Origin of the sequence: Nocardia sp. NPDC059691, assembly GCF_042733915.1 — a bacterium.
GTDB classification, from domain to species: Bacteria; Actinomycetota; Actinomycetes; order Mycobacteriales; family Mycobacteriaceae; genus Nocardia; species Nocardia sichangensis.
Genome location: NZ_JBHWFB010000007.1, coordinates 221,371 through 238,637 on the forward strand (window position 1 = coordinate 221,371; position 17,267 = coordinate 238,637).

Below are 17,267 nucleotides of genomic sequence, written 5' to 3' on the forward strand. Positions count from 1 at the left end.
GTGGCGGTGGCACGAACAGCCGGACACTCCGCTGGGTGAAGTCGTACCGCTTGCACCCGCTCGACTCGTGCACACTGCCTGGTGGTGCCGCGAAATCGTTCGATCCTCGATACCGGCGGGCTTCAAAACCATCCTGTATTCGCCATTTCAGGATGCTCAGACCAACCCGGAGGTGGTGATTCGGTCGAAGACTGATTTACGGACGGGGGAGGCGACGGTTTCGTCTCCTGCTTTGGGTGAGCCCTCGAGGAGTGTGTAACCGACATCTCACCCCGGCGAGCATCGCGACCTCCTCCCGCCGCAGGCCGGGCGTCCGCCGCTTGCCCACGGTCGGCAGACCGACGTCGCGCGGCGTGAGCCTGGCTCTGCGGGTGCGGAGGAAGTCGCGCAGCTGCGCGCGGCGGTGCGGCGCCGGGGAATCACTGGCCATGGGCACGGTAACAACCCGTGCGCCGAATCAGTTCCCCAGATACACCGGGAACGCTTCGAGGTCGTTCTGGGTGAGCACCGGCAGGTTGCGGATTTGTTCGACCGGCACGGCGAAGCGCAGGCCGGGGAAGCGGGCGAACAGGGCGGGCAGCGCGATGCCCGCTTCCATGCGGGCGAGCGCGGCGCCGGGGCAGATGTGCGGGCCGTAGCCGAAAGCCAAGTGCCGGTTGGCCGTCGGGCGGGAGACGTCGAAGTCGTCGGCGTCGTCGCCGTGCACGGCGAAGTCCCGGCCGATCGCACGGTAGGACATGACCACACCCTCGCCCTTCTCGATGACGGTGTCGCCGACGGCGATGTCCTCGGTGGCGAAACGCATCAGCAGATGGGTGACCGGGCTGTCCCAGCGCAGGGTCTCCTCCACCGCGGCGTCCCAGGTGCGGTCGCCGGCGTGGACGGCGCTCAACTGCTCCGGCCGCGCCAGCAGGGCGCGCACGGTGTTGAGGATGAGGCCGATCGTGGTTTCGTGCCCGGCGGCCACCAGCGCCTTCAGGTTGCCGACCACCTCCTCTTCGGTCAACGGCTCGGCGTCGTCGCCGCCGACGATGAAGGCGCTGGTCAGGTCGTCGGTCGGGTCGGCGGTCTTCTTGCGCACCAACTCGGTGAAATACAGGTCCAACTCGTCGATCACCCGCAGCCGCTCGTCCTGCGGCGTCAGCAGCGAGAAGAACGCTTTGTACCAGTCGAGCAGCATCGGATGGTCGGCGCGGTCCACGCCCATCAGCTCGCTGATGACCCGCATCGGCAGCGGGTAGGCGAACACCGTCTTGAGGTCGACCGCCGCGCCGTCGCGTCCGGCCTCGGCCAGGTCGTCGAGCAGTTCGGCGGTCATCCGCTCGACCGCGGGACGCAGCGCGTCGAGCCTGCGCTTGGTCAGCGCCTGGGTGGTCTTGATCCGCAGCCTGCGGTGCTCGGGACCGTCGACGGTGAACATGGAACGGCCCGCGTCGACCATGCCGATCAGCGGCCACTGCCTGGTCACCGCGCCGGACTGCCACAGCGACCAGGCGTTGATGTCCTTGACCAGCCTGGTGTCGACGAGCAGCTGCCTGGCCAGTGCGTGCTGGGTGACGGTCCAAGCGGGCACGCCGAGCAACTCGATCCGGGTGAGCGGACCCGCGGCGCGCAGCCTGCTGGTCTCTCCGCTCAGGTCGCCGACCATCGGATCGATGACAAGGGCTGCTGCGTGTGGGCATTCTCTGCTCACGGGGTACCTCCGACGGCGCGAACGGGTGTGAAGCGGACGGGCAGGGATGTCATGCCGCGCAGAAAGGCCGACGGTCGCCGGACCAGGTTTCGGGCGGGCACCGCGAGATCGAGATCGGGCAGCCGGTCGAGCAGCACCTCGATGCCGGTGCGCGCGACGACCTCGGCGATCTCCTGCGCGGGAAACGGGCAGCGGTATTCGCCGTAGCTGAACGCGAAGTGCGCGCTGTTGCCCGAGTGCGCCGGCTCGGCGCCGTCGGAAACATGCTGGCGCACATGGGGATCGGCGTTGGCCGCGGCCAGGCCGAGCAGCAGCATGTCACCGGCGCGGATGACCTTGTCGCCGAGCCGCGTGTCGCGGGCTGCCCACCGTCCGGCGAGGATCTGGGTCGGGGTGTCCTCCCACAGCACTTCGTTCATCGCCTGGCCCACACTGTGTCGCCCGCCGCCGAGCGCCGCGGCGAACCGGTCGTCGGTGAGCATCAGCCGCACCGAGTTCCCGATCCAGTCGGCCGTGGGCAGGTATCCGGCGGCGGTGATCGCCATCAGGTCCAGGACGTATTCCTCGTCGGAGAACGGACCGGGATGCGCCAGCATCCAGGACACCAAATCGGCGCCTCGCGCGACTTTCTTGGTCGCGAGCAACCGCCCCATGTGCTCGGCGAACTGCTGATGCGCGGCCTGGGCGTCGGCCCCGCCGTCGGCGAGCGTCTTCATCGTCCACGCCAGCCGCGGTCCGTCCGCGTCGGGGAAGCCGAGGATCCGCGCAAGGGCCAGCACCGGCAGCGGTTCGGCGAAATCGGCGACCAGCTCAGCTTCGCCCCTGCCGCAGAACGCGTCGATCAGGCGGTCGGCCAGGTCCTCGCAGGTGCGGCGCAATTCGAAGGTGTCGACCGTCTCCAACGCCGGTTCCACCATCGCCACGTGCCTGCGGTGCTCCGCGCCCGCGGTGAAATAGATCGACGGCATCGGCTGCCCGACCATCGGCAGCAAGGGCCAGTCCGGCGGGATGTTCGGCCACTGGTTCCACCGCCCGACATCGCGGGGGAACAACTCGGGATCGTTGGTCACCTGATGCAATTCGCGGTAGCCGATGACCAGCCACGCGGGGACGCCGCCGGGCAGTTCCACGGCGACCACCGGTCCGTGCTCCCGGCGCATCTCGTGATAGAGCTGATGCGGGTCGGTATGGAAACGCGGGCCGCTCAACGTGACCGGTGCGGTGCGGACGGGGCAGCTGTCGGTGGAACTCGGCGCGGGCGTGGTCATGACGCGGCCTCCGGAGTCGGGAACAAGGGGCGCCGGGCCGCCGGGGACGGCGCGCGGGAATAGAGGTGCTCGACGAGGGTGATGAGGACGCCCTTGCCGGACTCGCGGGAGCGGGCGTCGCAGTCGATCACCGGCACGTGCCGATCCAGGTCGAGCGCGTCGCGGACCTCGTCGGGGCGGTGGCCTTCGCCGAAGTCGTTGCAGGCGACGACGAACGGCGTCTTCTGGTGTTCCAGCCGGTCGACCGCGTACCAGGAATCCGCGATCCGGTGCGGGTCGACGAGCACGATCGCGCCGAGCGCGCCGGTGAACAGCCGATCCCAGAGGAACCGGAACCGCTGTTGTCCCGGTGCGCCGAACAGGTACAGCACGTGCTCGTCGTCGATGGTGATGCGCCCGAAGTCGAAGGCGACGGTCGTCGTCGATTTGCCCGGCGCGCCACTGGGATCGTCGATCTCCAGCCCCTCGTCGGTCATGATCGCCTCGGTATCGAGCGGCCGGATCTCGCTGACCGCGCGGACCATCGTCGTCTTGCCGACACCGAAACCGCCGACGATGACGACCTTCAGTCCCCGCGTGGTCGCACGGTGCAGGGGCGCGTCCGCGCGGGCGGGACGCGGATCAGAGCTTGCGGAGTCCAACGAGCACCTTCTCGAGCGTCGTGGTGTCGGGCAGGCAGTGCCATGGCGAGTCGGACGGACCGGCCTGCGGAGGACGCACGGTGATCTTGCCCGCGTGCAGCAGGTCCGACAGCAGGATGGTCGCGATGCCGACCGGAATCCGCAGCTCGGCCGCGATTTCGACGACGGCGGTCGGAGCTCGGCACAGGTCGAGGATCGCCACGTGCTCGGACTGCATGCCCGGCGTCGGCGCGCACTCGCTGACCACCAGGGTGACCAGATCGAAGGTGTCGGAGTCCGGTTTGCTGCGCCCGCCGGTCAGCGTGTAGAGCCGATCGGGGTCGTCGTCGCGGCCTGGTCTGCTCACGACACGCCCGCTCCCGGGAAGCGCGGCGTGGCCGCCAAGTGTTCGCCGAGCTGTTCCACCAGCTCCCGCATATTGTGGCCGACCAGCCCGGCGTCCGCGTCGTCTGCGGCGACGACCGCGATGTGCGCGCCGAGCCCGGCTTCGACGATGAACAGGATGCCGCCGTAGAACTCCGTCATCGACTGGCGCACCCCGGCCCGGCCGTCGCCGAATTCCACCGACGCGCCGTGCGAGAGGCTCTGAATGCCCGCCGAGATGGCGGCGAGCTGGTCGGCCCCGTCCACGGTGAGTTCGGGCGTGTGGCAGATCTTCAACCCGTCGCTGGACAGCAGCAGAGCGTGCCTGGTGCGCGGTGTGCGGGTGAGCAGCTGTTCCAATAGCCAGCTCAGCTGGGCGGTCTCGGAGGTCGTCATCGTTCGTTCTCCATGGAGACGGAAGGGGCAGGTGGAGTGGTGGTGGCGCTGCCGGTCGTGGGCCCGGACACCGCGCGCTGGAACGCGCCCAGCGAGTCCGGTCGTGCCGGAGGAGGATTCGGTGCGGCGGCCTCCGGTGCGCCGATGCCCTCGGGATGGACAGCGGCCAGCGTGCTGCCGCGACGCCGCTTGGGCAGCGCTCGGGGCGCGACGGCGGGAGCATCCAGCGCGAGCGACGGACGCACGGCCTCCCGATCGGCGGATTCGTGGTCGAGCGGCGCGGCCGCGCGAGACCGCTCCCGCGCGACGGGCAGCGTGCCCGTGGTGGTGGACGGCTGCGGCCGTTCCGCCCCGGTGGTGAGGTCTCGCGGGATCACCACGACCACGGCGGTGCCGCCGATGGCGGAAGGCCGATAGGAGACGGTGAGCCCGTGCTTGCGCGCCAGATTGCCCACCACGGCGAGGCCGAGCCTGGTCCCGGTCAGCGAGGACAGGTCGGCTCCGGCCCCGCGGGCATCCGGCGTGCCTGCCGAGACCGCCGCCTCGGCCCGGCGCAACGCCGACTCGCTCATGACCAATCCGCTGTCCTCGATGGTGATGATCACGCCCGCCGGAACCTCGGCGGCGTAGACGTGCACCTCGGTGGTGGGCGGGGAGAAGTTGCAGGCGTTGTCGAGCAGTTCCGCGAGCGCGTGCATGACGCCTTCCGCGGCGTGACCGGAGACCGCGATGTCGGCGATCGCGCGCAACCGGACTCGCTGATAGCCTGCCACACGTCCCATCGCGCCACGCAGAATCGATTCCATCGCAATGGGTTTGGCCCAGCGGCGGCCGGATCGCGCGCCGCTGAGCACGGCGATGCTGTCGGCGAGCCTGCCCGCCTGGGCGGTGCGGTGATCGAGCTGCAGCAGATCGGCGAGCACGGTGGGGTCGCCGTGGCGGTGCTCCATCTCGCGCAGCTCCGCGAGCATGCTGGTGGTCATCGCCTGCATGCGGCCCGCCGCGCCCGCGAAGGCCGCCATGGCCGCGGCGCGACGACTGTCACTGCTCTTCGCGCGCGCTTCGTATTCGGCGACCGCCGCGCTCGCGGCGGTGACCTCGGCCTCCGCGCCGCTGGCGACGAGCGCTCGGTCGTCCCTGGCCCGGCCTGCGTCCCGCCGGGCGTGCCGGGCCTGGCGACGGAAGTGGACGGCCGCCGTGGTGGCGGCGCACAGGGCGACGGCGGCGGCGGTGGCGCCTGCCGCGAGTGGGATCCGGAATTCGGCGGGCGCGTAGTACACCGCCGCCGTGACGACGGCAGCGGTCGCGACAACGCAGGCCCACAATGTCGTGTACGGCGGTTTCGGATGCCGGACGGCGTCTTCGCCGGGCTCACTCACCGCCGGATTCAACAACTCTGACAAGTTCCGTACTTCCGCACTCGCGCTTGCCGCCGGGAAACGGCACAGCTGCCCCCTTCTGCGTGCCTCGTCACCCCAAATATGCAGACCGACAAGCAGTTTCGAAATATCGCGGCCCGAGCATAGCGGGGTGGGCGGTGCGGCGCCACTCGGGCGTATTTCACGGGAAAGCGGCGCGGGCGGATATTCCGCTGCCGTGTCGATGCTCGGATTACGCTGACGACGCGCCGAAAAGCGCTACACGGCGACGCGCTCGGTGCGAAATGGGGAAATTAACGTTTGCCTAGAATTCACTATCGGTATGCCGGGGCGTCCTATGTGCGGCCGTATTACCGATGCGATATTGCAAGCTTGGATTATCGACGCGTCATGCGATCGCGTCCGCGAGTGGCGGTGGCGCCGGGGCGGTGTGGCCGGCCCGCCGGGCTTCCCGGGGGCCGTCGCCGAGCCGCTGTCGTTCGATCAGAGTTGTGCGGTTTGCTCGCACGGGGGCAGTCCGTCGGCCTGGCGGAGCACTTCGGCGACGGACTCCAGGTACAGCAGGGTGCGCAGCGATACGCCGTTCACGGCCTGTCCGAGGCGGCGCAGGGCCGAATTGTCCAGGTGTGCGATCACTTCGGCGTCGCAGGCCCGGTCGGGACCGGGATCGAACACGAAATAGTTGGGGTCGAGCCCGAACACGTGGGCCAGCCCGGCGCGGGTCTGCTCCGGGAGCGTGGCGACCTGGCCGCGTCGAACTTTCGTCAGGTGACCTGGTTCCAGGTCGTACCCGGCTGCGGTCACCCATGTCTCGACCGTATCGTCGGCGAGCGGGCGCCCGTGCGCACGCTCCCACATCTCGAACGCTAGGTTCAGCCGGGCAGTGATATCGATTTCCACAACCGCCTCCACCTTCTGACGACATAGCCTCTTGACGGGTCACACATTGACTCGACCGTAGCGTGGTAGTAGTCGATCGCCGTGATTTCACGGCAAATGTCCGGTTGCATAGGGGGCGGAACATACTCGATTCCCGATTTCCGGGGACGGCGAGCTCGAGGAGGCGGGTGTGCGGCTGAGTTCCGAGGAGGCGCGCAAACGATTCGCGACCAGTCCGGTCGCACGGTTGGCAACGGTTTCGCCGCAACTGCGCCCGCATTTGGTGCCCATAGTCTTCGCGGTGGCGGGGGAGGTCGTCTACACCAGCGTCGACGCGAAACCGAAGACGACCACGGCGCTGCGCCGCCTGGACAATATCGCGGCCAACCCCGCGGTCGCCGTGCTCGTCGACCGCTACGGCGACGACTGGACCCAGCTGTGGTGGGCTCGCGCCGACGGTGCGGCCCGCATCGCGGACGGCGCCGAGGCGCAGGCGGCGATCGGTCACTTGACCGCGCGTTACTCCCAGTACGAACAGCAGCCGCCACCGGGCCCGGTCATAGCCATCGATGTGGCGCGGTGGTCGGGGTGGTCCGCCCGCTGAGCGAGCCGCGCCGATTCGGGTACAGTCACGATTCGTGATCTCCCGTTGCGGGGGTCGTCGAGCCGAACCACCCGTCGAGCCGATCGTGAGGATCGTATGCCCTCGAATTTCGCGCTGAAGGCCATGAATACGGCGCATCGCGTCCTACTGAAGATCAGCTTCGGGAAACTGGGCAACGACTTCTCCGGCATGCCGTCGCTCGAGCTCACCACCACCGGCCGCAAATCGGGCCGGCCGCACGCGGTGATGCTCACGGCGCCGATCGTCGACGGTGACACCTACGTCGTGGTCGCTTCGCGGGGCGGCGACCCCGTCCACCCGGCGTGGTTCCTGAACCTGCGCGACAACCCGGACGTCGTCGTGTCGGTGCGCAACGGGCCGAAGGTGCCGATGACGGCTCGGGTGGCCACCAGCGAGGAGCGGGCGGCGTTGTGGCCCCGGGTCACCTCCGCGCAGTCGGTCTACGCCGGCTATCAGACGAAGACCACGCGCGAGATTCCGCTCGTCTTGTTGACGCCGAAGAGTTGAGAGCGGCGCGGCGGATCGGTGACCGTCAGGCGCGATAGTCGCGCAGCACCGGGCCGAGGCATCCGGCCGCCGCGAGAGCGCCTGCACCGAACATCGCCGGATAGCCGAGACCGAACGTGTCGTGCAGGAACGAAAGCAGGGCCGGGGTGCCGAATCCCAAGTAGCTCGCGGAGTAGAACACGGCCGTCAGCCCGGCCAGATCGTCCGGGCGGGCGATGCGTTCGATCTCCTGCAGCCCGGCCACCAGACCGATGCCGTAGCCGGCTCCCAGCACCACGGCTGCGGCCACCGTCGCCCACAGGGTCAACAGACCGGAAGCCGTCGCGGCGAGCGCCATCCCGATCGTGACCGCGATCAGTGCCGCCGCCGCCGCCCGCGCGGTGCCGGGCCGGTCGATCCGGCGCGCGACGGACTGGACCGCGAACCCGCAGCCGAGGGTGATGACACAGATCATGGCGGAGAACGCGATCGGCGCCGCGCCGACCCGAGGCGCCATCAGCGCGGGCAGCACCGCGTAGGCCGCCGCGGCGGAGGTGAACAGCCACAACGCGGCAGGCAGTGCCACCGTGCGGAAGCGCCGGTGCCCCGCCGCGGGAATGCGCAGGTCGTCGCGGAGGCTCCGCGGATTTCGCCGCCCGGAGACGGTTTCCGGGGTACGCCGGACCCACACGGCGGCGATCAGGCACAGGCCTACGTTGATCAGATACGCCAAGGTGTTCGGCCACGGCGCCCATTGCGCGAGTACACCGGCGCAGCAAGCGCCGATGGCGAAGCCCGCGGTGAGGCTCATCGCGGAGCGGCGCGCGCCCGTGCCCGCGGCAAGCTCCGGACTGTAGGGCGGTTGCGCCAGCTCTTTGAGCCAGCTGCCGCCGACCGCCATCGCCAGCCCGAGCGCGATGCCGCACAGCACCCGTCCCGCCGACAGGAGCGGCACCGAAGCGGACCCGAACGCGAGCAGCAGTGAACCTGCCGCGGCGATCAGCGGCGCCGGCCGCAGCAGGGCCCGGCGGCCGTGGCGATCCGACAGCGGGCCGCCGATCAGCAACGCGGGCACGATGCCGAGCACGTAATAGAACAGCAGCAGGTCGACGGTCGTGGCCGCCAGCCCGTCGCTCTTGTACATCACCAGCAGCGGTGTGAATTCGTTTCCGCCCCAAGCGATCGCGAACATCGCGGCGGCGACGCCCGGCCATCGGCTCGAGACGACCCGGTCGCGGGGCGCGGTGACGGTGAGTGTCGCCATCACCGGCCTCGTAGTTCCAGTTGGTGCACGCCGGACAGGTGCTCGACCAGCGCGTCGGCGAACCCGTCGACGTCCGAGGACGCGACGAGGTCGGCCAGCCGCGCGTGCTGCTCGATGATCCCGGTGATGTCGACCGGGCCGCGGTGCAGGGCGACGCTGTTCATCCGGCGCTGGCGTTCCCGCAGCGAGTCGTAGAAACCCGACAGCAGCGGATTGCCACCGGCCAGGACGTAGGTGCGATGGAAGTCGGTGTCGGCGACCGCGAATCCGTCGAGATCGCCCGCGGCGGCCAGCTCGCGCTGCCGCCGGATCGAGGAACGCAACGCCTCGACCAGCATGCCGGGGTCGTTCGCGGCGGCGCTGCGGACCGCGGCGGTCTCCACCACGTACCTGGCGTGCGCGACGTGCTCGGCCTCGTCGGGCGGGATCGGCACCACCAGCGCGCCGCGCTTCGGGTACAGCTTCATCCACCCCTCCGTCTCCAGCCGCAGGAACGCCTCGCGCACCGGCGTGCGGGAGGTGCCCAGGTCGGCGGCGATCTCACCCTCGCTGATCAGCTCCCCGCCCGCGAGCGCGCCGGACAGGATGCGCTCCTTCACGGCGCGATAGGCCTGCTCAGCGGATGAATACGTCTTAGACACAAGTTGTATCTTAGCCTCGCGTTCGCCAGGAGTTCGCGAGGGGTGGACCGACCGGCCGCGCCCTTCCGAGCAGCGATCGCGGAAGGTCCGTGGCGAGTATTGGCATGGCGTACCCGGGCAATGACCGCCCCACGCGCGGTCGGACGATCAGGACGCGGCGGCCCCCGCGACGGGTGGCTCCGCTCACTGACCGGGGTGGTGCGGCGGATGTCACGTTCGGACCGGCTCGCGCATTCGGGCGCGCCGACGCCGCTGCCGGGAACGGTGGGCCTTCCGGCTCTGGCGACGCCGTGCAGGCTAGCGGTGCGAAAGGGCGACCGGGCGGGGATGCGGGCGTGCCTGCTCGAGTTGCGCGGCGACCGGAAGAATCGTCGTCTCGCCGTTCGTGGGGCCCACCAGCTGCACCGACAGCGGAAGCCCGTCGTCGCCTACGCCCGCGGGCAGCGAGGCGGCGGGGTGACCGGTGACGTTCCACAGCTCGGTGTAGGCGACCATCGGAATCGAGGCGAGCTGGGCTCGTACCGTGTTCGCCCCGTCGAGCACGCCGAGCAGCGGCGGGCGGATCGCGATGGTGGGAGTCAGCAGCAGATCGCATTCGGTGAAGACGCGGTCCATCTTGCGCGTCAACGCCTCACCGCGCCGGATCGCCCATTCGACGACCGGCCTGCGCGCCCAGGCGCCGACTGCCATCGTCTGCTTGGTGCGGCGTTCGAGCAGTTCCGGATGATCGATCTCGGCCAGTTCCGCGCGCACGCCGCCGAAGAACTGCGGGAAGAACGCGTGCATGGATTCGGGATAGTGCGGGTCGATCTCGGCCACCGTGTGGCCCAGTTCGGTGAGCAATTTCGCGGTGTCGCGGACGGCGCGCACATACTGCGGATCGAGTTTCACCATCAGGGCGTGCGGTTTGGTGCTGTAGCCGATGCGCAACGGACGGGCCGGTTCGCGCGCCGCCGCCTCGAACGAGGTCGGCGGTTCCGGAGCCCGGAATCGGTCGGTGGGGGTGCTGCCGCGGATGACGTCGTAGACGACGGCGGAGTCCAGCACGCCGCGGGTCAGCGGCCCGGCGGCACCCAACGCCCACCACAGGTGCTCGTTCGGGGACATCGGCACACGCCCGCGTTGCGGCTTGAGACCGAATAATCCGCAGCATGCCGCCGGGATCCGGATCGACCCGCCGCCGTCGCCTGCGAGTGCGACGGGCACCAGCCCGGCCGCCACCGCGGCGGCCGACCCGCCGCTCGATCCGCCCGGAGAGCGGCTCGGGTCCCACGGATTGCGGGTCACGCCGAACGTGCTGGACTCGGTGAACGGCCACTGCCCGAATTCCGGCATCGCGGTCTTGCCGACGATGATCGCCCCGGCCGCGCGCAGCCTGCGCACGGCTTCGGCGTCCGCCACGGCCGGCGTGGCATTCGCCCTGGTGCCGAAGGTGGTCACCACGCCGGCGACATCGAACTCGTCCTTCACCGCGACCGGCACCCCGTGCAACGGGCCGACCGGCTCGCCCGCCGCGCGCTCGCGATCCCGATCGACGGCCGCCGCTTTGGCCTCATCCCGCAGGACATGGGTGAACGCGCCGAGATCCGCCGCGGCATCGATTTCGTCGAGCGTCGCCTCGACCAGTTGCTCCGCCGAAAGCGCGCCCTGGGCCAGCAACTCGCGCTGTTCGAGCACACCCGCCGACACGGCCTCGCGCAGGTCCATCCGCCACCGCTCCTTCCGAGCCGCGCGACGTCGCGGCTGTCGCCGATGCCGACGTTTCGACCGTAAGCAGTCGAGCGACCTTTCCGCAATGGTGTACCCGCCGACGGCCGCGCGGTCAGGAAGTCGCCGGGCCTTCCGTCGCGGCGGGCCGGGGCCGCTCGAGCCTGGAATGGGTGCGCGAGTAGGTGAAGTAGACGATCAGGCCGACGACCAGCCAGATCACGAAACGCGCCCAGGTCTCCCACGGCAACGACCAGATCAGATACACCGAGAACCCGATGCCGATCAGCGGCACGACCGGCATGAACGGCAGGCGGAACTCGCGCGGCTCGTCGGGGCGGGTGCGCCGCAGCACGATCACGGCTACGGACACCACAATGAAGGCCATCAGGATGCCGATATTGGTCAGTTCGGCCACCACGGTGATGTCCAGCAGACCGGCCATCAGCGCCGCTCCGATGCCGACGATCCAGGTCACTCTGGTGGGCACCTTCCGGACCGGATGGGTCTTGGCGAACCATTCCGGCAGCAGCCCGTCGCGGCTCATGGCGAACCACACGCGGGTGACGCCGAGCATGAAGGTGAGCACCACGGTGACGATGCCGATGATGGCGCCGATCGCGATGATGTTCGCGACGCCCGGCTGCCCGACCGATTCGAACGCGGTGGAGAACCCGCTGGTCGGGCTGATCTCGGTGTACTTCTGCATGCCGGTGAGCACCAGGGTTGCCAGAACGTAGAGGACCATGGCGATGGCAAGTGAATAGATGATCGCCTTCGGCAGATGCTTCTTGCCCTCGGTGGACTCCTCGGCGGCGGTGCTCATCGCGTCGTAGCCGAACACGGCGAAGAAGACGGTGGCCGCGCCCGTCCACACCGCGCCCGTGCCGAACGGGAAGTAGGGGGTGTAGTTCGAGCTGTCGATGTGGAACACGCCGAGCGCGATGATCAGCACGACGAGGGCCACCTTGATGCCGACGGCGACGGTCTCGAACCGGCCGACGCTGCGGATCCCGCGCGAGAGCAGCCAGGCCGTACCGAGGCAGAACAGCATGGCGAACACGTCGACGACGTGGCCGTCACCCGTTCCCGCCGCGCCCAGCATCCAATCCGGCACTGCGATGTCGACCTGTTCCAGCAGGAATTTGAAGTAGCCGGAGACGCCGATGGCCACCACCGCCGCGACCGCGACGTACTCCAGCAGCAGATCCCAGCCGATGAACCAGCCCGCGATCTCGCCGAGCGACACGTATCCGTAGGTGTAGGCGGACCCGGCCTTGGGCACCATCCCGGCGAACTCGGCGTAACACAGCGCGGCGGCGGCGCTGGCCACACCCGCGATGAGGAACGAGATCAACACCGAAGGCCCGGTGACCGAGTGCGCCACCGCGCCCGCCAACGTGAAGATGCCCGCGCCGATGATGCCGCCGACACCGATCGCGGTGAGCTGCCACAGGCCGAGCGACCGCGACAACTGCTCGTCGGCCGCGGCGGCCTCGTCCTCGACCTCGCCGAGCGGCTTTCGGCGCGTCATCTGGGCGCGTAGGTGAGCGAGGACCATGCTGTTCCTTAAAGCTGTGTTCGTTTTCTCCAGCGCCGAAGGCACATACTCGGTCGAAACCGTGTGTTCGGCCAGTATGGTCGCGTGGCGCCGCAAGTGGCGGCGAAAAGCGTGCCAGTGCTGGTGACTCGGTTCAGTGGGCTTCGTCCGTCCGCGCTCCCGCTCAGCGGTCGCGGAAGGAGCGCAAAAAGAACGCGATGTTGGCGGGGCGCTCGGCCAGCCTGCGCATGAAGTAGCCGTACCACTGGTCTCCGTAGGGCACGTAGACGCGCAGTGTGTGGCCCACTCCGGCCAGGCGCCGCTGTTCGGTGTCGCGGATGCCGTGCAGCATCTGGAACTCGAAATCGCCTGATTTCCGGCCGCTTTCCCGCACGTGGCGCAGCGCGGCATCGATCAGCGCCGGGTCGTGCGTGGCGATCATCGGATAGCCCTTGCCTTCCAGCAGAATCCGCAGGCACCGCAGGTAGGACTCGTCCACCGCGGAACGGCTCTGATAGGCGACCGACGCGGGTTCGCGATAGGCGCCCTTGCACAAGCGGACCCGCGATCCCGGGCCCGCGAAGGTGCGGCAGTCCTCCTCGGTGCGTTTGAGATAGGCCTGCAAGACCGTGCCGAGCCATGGGAAGTCCAAACGCAGCTCGCGCACGATCGCCAGCGTCGCGTCGGTGGTGGTGTGGTCTTCGGCGTCGACGGTCACCCAGACCCCGGCGGACTTCGCCGCCGTGCAGATCTCGTAGGCGTGCTCCCGGGCGATGGCGTATCCGTTCTGCGGGAGCGCCTGGCCCAGCGCGGAAAGCTTGAGCGACACTTCCAGCTGCGGCACCGGAGCATCGTTCACGGCCCGCAGTTCCGCCAGCGCCGACAGCAGCCGCAGGTAGTGCACGACGGTGCCGCGGGCGCTGTCGAGATCGGTGGTGTCCTCGCCGAGGTAGTCGATGGTGACCGAGCGGCCGGAGCCGAGCAGCGCCGAGGTCGCGGCGACCGCGTCGCCCTCGGTCTCGCCCGCGATGAAACGGTCGACCACCTTCTTGGTGGCCGGGATGCGGGTGATCGCGCGCTCCACGCGCGGGGAGCGGGAGGCCGCCAGCACGGCGGGCCGCAGCAGTCCGGAGAAGGCCATCACAACTCCTGGTGCGGGTAGCGGTGGTCGGTCGCGGGGACGAAGGTTTCCTTGATCGTGCGAGCGGAGGTCCAGCGCAGCAGGTTCTGTGCCGAGCCTGCCTTGTCGTTGGTGCCGGACGCGCGCGACCCGCCGAACGGCTGCTGGCCGACGACCGCGCCGGTGGGTTTGTCGTTGATGTAGAAGTTGCCCGCCGCGAAGCGCAACCGGTCGGCGGCCGTGGCGATCGCCGCGCGATCCCGGGCGATGACCGAGCCGGTCAGGCCGTAGGGCGAACCACGGTCGATCAGGTCGAGCACGGAGTCGAACGAGCCGCGGACCGAATCGTCGTACACATGCACGGCCAGGATCGGGCCGAAGTACTCGGTGCGGAACGCCTCGTCGGCCGGGTCGTCGCCGAGCAGGACGGTCGGCTCGACGAAATAGCCGATGCTGTCGTCGGCGTGGCCGCCCGCGGCGATGGTCAGGCTCGGGGTCGCCTTGGCGCGCGCGAGGGCTTCGGTGTTCTTGTCGAAGGCCCGCCGATCGATGAGGGCACCGCCGAAGTGACCGAAATCGGTGACGTCGCCGTAGCTGAGCCCGGCCACCCGGTCGATGAACTCGCGGCCCATCCGGTCCCACACCGATCGTGGCAGGAAAGCGCGCGAGGCGGCCGAGCATTTCTGGCCCTGGTAGTCGAACGCGCCGCGGATCAGGGCCGTACTCAGTACGTCCGGATCGGCGGAGCTGTGCGCGACGACGAAGTCTTTGCCGCCGGTCTCGCCGACCAGGCGCGGGTAGGAGTCGTAGCGGTCGAGATGCGCCGCGACGGTGCGCCAGAGGTGGCGGAAGGTCGCGGTGGATCCGGTGAAGTGGATGCCGGCGAGCCGGTGGTCGGCCAGTGCCACCTCCGACACCTCGGGGCCCGCGCCGTGCACCATGTTGATCACGCCTGGCGGCAGCCCCGCCGCCTCGAGCAGCTTCATCGTCCAGTACGCCGCCACCGATTGGGTGAGAGCCGGTTTCCACACCACGGTGTTGCCCATCAGCGCGGGTGCGGTGGGCAGGTTGCCCGCGATGGCGGAGAAGTTGAACGGCGTGATCGCGTAGACGAATCCCTCGAGCGGCCGGTAGTCCATCCGATTCCACACTCCGGGCGCCGAGATCGGCTGATCCGCCAGGATCCGTTGAGCGAAGTGCACATTGAACCGCCAGAAGTCCACCAGCTCGCAGGGGGTGTCGATCTCGGCCTGGTAGGCCGTCTTCGACTGGCCCAGCATCGTTGCGGCGGCGATGGTTTCGCGCCACGGCCCGGCCAGCAGGTCCGCGGCGCGCAGGAAGATCGCGGCGCGCTCGGCGAACGGCAGCGCACGCCACCCCGGTGCCGCGGCTGCGGCCGCCGCGATGGCGTCGCGAACCTCGCCGGGCCCGGCCGTGGTGAGCGTGCCGAGCACGGCGGCGTGCCGGTGCGGCTGCGTCACCGTGACGCGTTCGCCCGAGCCGTGCCGATGCACACCGCCGATGACGTGGGTGACCTCCGTCGGGGTCGCGGCCAGATCGGCCAGCTTCGTCCGCAGGCGCTCGCGTTCCGCCGTGCCCGGCGCGAAGCTGCCCACCGGCTCGTTGACCGGCGGGGGCGGGGACACGACGGCGTCCATGGAACCTCCAGTTGTCAGATGAATTTTTTGTACTGGGAAGTCAACACCGGAAAACTGTCCGGACAATGAGCCTATTGGACAAAGATGAGGCAAATGCGTTGTCGAGTTGGCCGAAGGACGGGAACGTGGGCGGGGATGGTGAGGAAGTCGCCGCGGACATCGACCTGTTCGCGCTGGCGCAGATGATCGCGGACCACGCGGGCGGGATGGTGTCGATCGAGGACCCGCAGTCGCATGTGCTCGCGTACTCGGCGTCCGACGAGACCGCCGACGAGTTGCGTGTGCGATCGATCCTCGGCCGGGAAGGACCGCCGGAGTACCTGAGCCTACTGCGGCAGTGGGGCGTGCTCGATCGACTGCGCGACACAGACGAGATCGTCGACGTGCCCGCCCACGACGAGTTGAACATCAAGCGCAGGCTGGCGATCGGGATACGCCGACCCACCGACGCGCGAGCACGCGCTCCGCGCGTGCTCGGCGCGATCTGGCTGCAGCAGGGGGATCGGCCGTTCCACCCGGACGCGGCGGAGATCCTGCGCGGCGCGGCGGCCGTCGCGGGACGCCTGATCTCCCGGAGCCTGGACGCGCCCACCACCGAGGCGCTGCTGATCCGCCGGCTGTTCGGCGCGGGTGCGGCGGTCGACGCCGCGGCGGTGGCGAACGCGCTGCATCTGCCGTCGACCGGTCCGGCCGCGGTGATCGGCTTCGCGCTCGCGGCGGGCGAGCACGCGTCCGGCGCCGACCGGGCCGCGCTGGGTGGCGTACTCCGGTTGCGTGCCAGTTCCTTTCGCGGTGACTCGGTGACCACCGCGATCGGTGACCGCGTCTACGTGCTGCTGCCGGGCTACCGATCCGAGCGGGCGGTGACGGCCTGGACGCGTCAGTTGATCGAGCACTTCGACGCGAAAGGGTCGCTGTCGCTGCGGGCCGCGATCGCCTGTCCGGTGCCCGATCTCGGCCGGGTGGCCGACGCGCGCGCCGAGGTCGATCGGGTCCTCGACCGCACCGCCACGTCGCCCGCGAGGGTGACCACCCTCGCCGAGGCGCGCACCGCGGTGCTGCTCGGCGAGGTGCTCGATCTGGTGGCAGCGCGGGCGGAACTGCGCGATCCGCGGCTCGGCGCACTGTTCGACTACGACCGCAAGCATTCCGCGAACCTGCGCGACAGCGTCGAGACCTATCTGCGCGAACACGGCGACGTGCGCGACGCCGCCGCGGCATTGTGCGTGCATCCGAACACGCTGCGCTACCGGCTGCGCCGGGTCGAGGACATCCTCGGCATGAATCTCGACGACCCCGCCGACCGCCTGCTGCTGGAGATCCAGCTCGCCCTGCACCGCCGCCCGCGTAAGCCAGAGGCATCCGGTTGACGACGGCTGCCGGTGGCGACCACCGCGACGGGTTCCCGTCGTCGCGATGATCGCCACAACCGTGGCGGCAACCGGTATCGGTTCGCGGCGTTGCGAGGCCCCACCGCGCTGGGACCAGCGCTGATGGCTTCCGGCCGCTGACCGGCCCGCTGTGCGATACGTCCGCCGAACGGGTTCGCCGGGCTCTACAGTTGAGCGCGGGAAGCCGGGGCATGGCCCCCGGAAGTCCGGGTCCCC

The 17,267-nt window shown here is 69.6% G+C and carries 16 protein-coding genes and 1 pseudogene; 3 read left to right on the forward strand and 14 right to left on the reverse strand.

Annotated elements, in window-relative coordinates; all coding sequences use genetic code 11:
• Window positions 1-250 precede the first annotated feature (250 nt).
• The 8 genes and pseudogenes from ACFV2O_RS17805 to ACFV2O_RS17840 form a co-directional block, all read right to left on the reverse strand.
• Window positions 251-430 (reverse strand): annotated as a pseudogene (locus ACFV2O_RS17805) (transcriptional regulator); the annotation flags it as partial.
• A 27-nt stretch (window positions 431-457) separates the two neighbouring features.
• Window positions 458-1,648, reverse strand: a complete 1,191-nt coding sequence (locus ACFV2O_RS17810) for a cytochrome P450 (RefSeq protein ID WP_379252729.1) — start codon at window positions 1,646-1,648, stop codon at window positions 458-460.
• 41 nt (window positions 1,649-1,689) lie between these two features.
• Window positions 1,690-2,961, reverse strand: coding sequence for a cytochrome P450 (locus tag ACFV2O_RS17815; RefSeq protein WP_379252730.1), 1,272 nt, complete (start codon window positions 2,959-2,961; stop codon window positions 1,690-1,692).
• Window positions 2,958-3,602 (reverse strand): ATP/GTP-binding protein, encoded by a 645-nt coding sequence (locus tag ACFV2O_RS17820; RefSeq protein WP_379252731.1) that lies wholly within the window; start codon window positions 3,600-3,602, stop codon window positions 2,958-2,960. The genes ACFV2O_RS17815 and ACFV2O_RS17820 overlap by 4 nt, the downstream gene beginning before the upstream one ends.
• Complete coding sequence (locus tag ACFV2O_RS17825) at window positions 3,583-3,948, reverse strand: DUF742 domain-containing protein (RefSeq protein WP_355076479.1); 366 nt, start codon at window positions 3,946-3,948, stop codon at window positions 3,583-3,585. The genes ACFV2O_RS17820 and ACFV2O_RS17825 overlap by 20 nt, the downstream gene beginning before the upstream one ends.
• Window positions 3,945-4,361, reverse strand: coding sequence for a roadblock/LC7 domain-containing protein (locus tag ACFV2O_RS17830; RefSeq protein WP_379252732.1), 417 nt, complete (start codon window positions 4,359-4,361; stop codon window positions 3,945-3,947). Before ACFV2O_RS17830 ends, ACFV2O_RS17825 begins: the two co-directional genes overlap by 4 nt.
• Window positions 4,358-5,740, reverse strand: coding sequence for a sensor histidine kinase (locus tag ACFV2O_RS17835; protein ID WP_379252733.1), 1,383 nt, complete (start codon window positions 5,738-5,740; stop codon window positions 4,358-4,360). Before ACFV2O_RS17835 ends, ACFV2O_RS17830 begins: the two co-directional genes overlap by 4 nt.
• 483 nt (window positions 5,741-6,223) lie before the next feature.
• Entirely contained in the window at window positions 6,224-6,640 is a 417-nt protein-coding gene (locus ACFV2O_RS17840) for a hypothetical protein (RefSeq protein WP_355076474.1), read from the reverse strand.
• A gap of 175 nt (window positions 6,641-6,815) precedes the next feature.
• Between ACFV2O_RS17840 and ACFV2O_RS17845 the strand changes: the two genes are divergently transcribed.
• Both ACFV2O_RS17845 and ACFV2O_RS17850 read left to right on the forward strand, forming a co-directional pair.
• Window positions 6,816-7,223, forward strand: coding sequence for a TIGR03668 family PPOX class F420-dependent oxidoreductase (locus ACFV2O_RS17845; protein WP_355076705.1), 408 nt, complete (start codon window positions 6,816-6,818; stop codon window positions 7,221-7,223).
• A gap of 96 nt (window positions 7,224-7,319) precedes the next feature.
• Window positions 7,320-7,751: a nitroreductase/quinone reductase family protein gene (locus tag ACFV2O_RS17850; protein ID WP_379252734.1), complete on the forward strand. Its 432-nt coding sequence runs from the start codon at window positions 7,320-7,322 to the stop codon at window positions 7,749-7,751.
• 25 nt (window positions 7,752-7,776) lie between these two features.
• Here the strand turns inward: ACFV2O_RS17850 and ACFV2O_RS17855 are convergent, their stop codons facing one another.
• From ACFV2O_RS17855 to pruA, 6 genes are all read right to left on the reverse strand, one after another.
• Window positions 7,777-8,994: an MFS transporter gene (locus tag ACFV2O_RS17855; protein ID WP_379252735.1), complete on the reverse strand. Its 1,218-nt coding sequence runs from the start codon at window positions 8,992-8,994 to the stop codon at window positions 7,777-7,779.
• Complete coding sequence (locus ACFV2O_RS17860) at window positions 8,994-9,635, reverse strand: GntR family transcriptional regulator (protein ID WP_379252736.1); 642 nt, start codon at window positions 9,633-9,635, stop codon at window positions 8,994-8,996. The genes ACFV2O_RS17855 and ACFV2O_RS17860 overlap by 1 nt, the downstream gene beginning before the upstream one ends.
• A gap of 297 nt (window positions 9,636-9,932) precedes the next feature.
• Window positions 9,933-11,342, reverse strand: coding sequence for an amidase (locus tag ACFV2O_RS17865; RefSeq protein WP_379252737.1), 1,410 nt, complete (start codon window positions 11,340-11,342; stop codon window positions 9,933-9,935).
• Window positions 11,343-11,457: 115 nt separating this feature from the next.
• Window positions 11,458-12,903 carry an amino acid permease gene (locus ACFV2O_RS17870; RefSeq protein WP_379252738.1) on the reverse strand — a complete coding sequence of 482 codons (1,446 nt, stop codon included), beginning with the start codon at window positions 12,901-12,903 and terminating at the stop codon, window positions 11,458-11,460.
• 163 nt (window positions 12,904-13,066) lie between these two features.
• Window positions 13,067-14,023, reverse strand: coding sequence for a proline dehydrogenase family protein (locus tag ACFV2O_RS17875; protein WP_379252739.1), 957 nt, complete (start codon window positions 14,021-14,023; stop codon window positions 13,067-13,069).
• Window positions 14,023-15,660: an L-glutamate gamma-semialdehyde dehydrogenase gene (gene pruA / locus ACFV2O_RS17880; RefSeq protein ID WP_379252740.1), complete on the reverse strand. Its 1,638-nt coding sequence runs from the start codon at window positions 15,658-15,660 to the stop codon at window positions 14,023-14,025. The genes ACFV2O_RS17875 and pruA overlap by 1 nt, the downstream gene beginning before the upstream one ends.
• A 125-nt stretch (window positions 15,661-15,785) precedes the next feature.
• Between pruA and ACFV2O_RS17885 the strand changes: the two genes are divergently transcribed.
• Complete coding sequence (locus tag ACFV2O_RS17885) at window positions 15,786-17,030, forward strand: PucR family transcriptional regulator (RefSeq protein WP_379252741.1); 1,245 nt, start codon at window positions 15,786-15,788, stop codon at window positions 17,028-17,030.
• The last annotated feature ends 237 nt before the right edge of the window (window positions 17,031-17,267 follow it).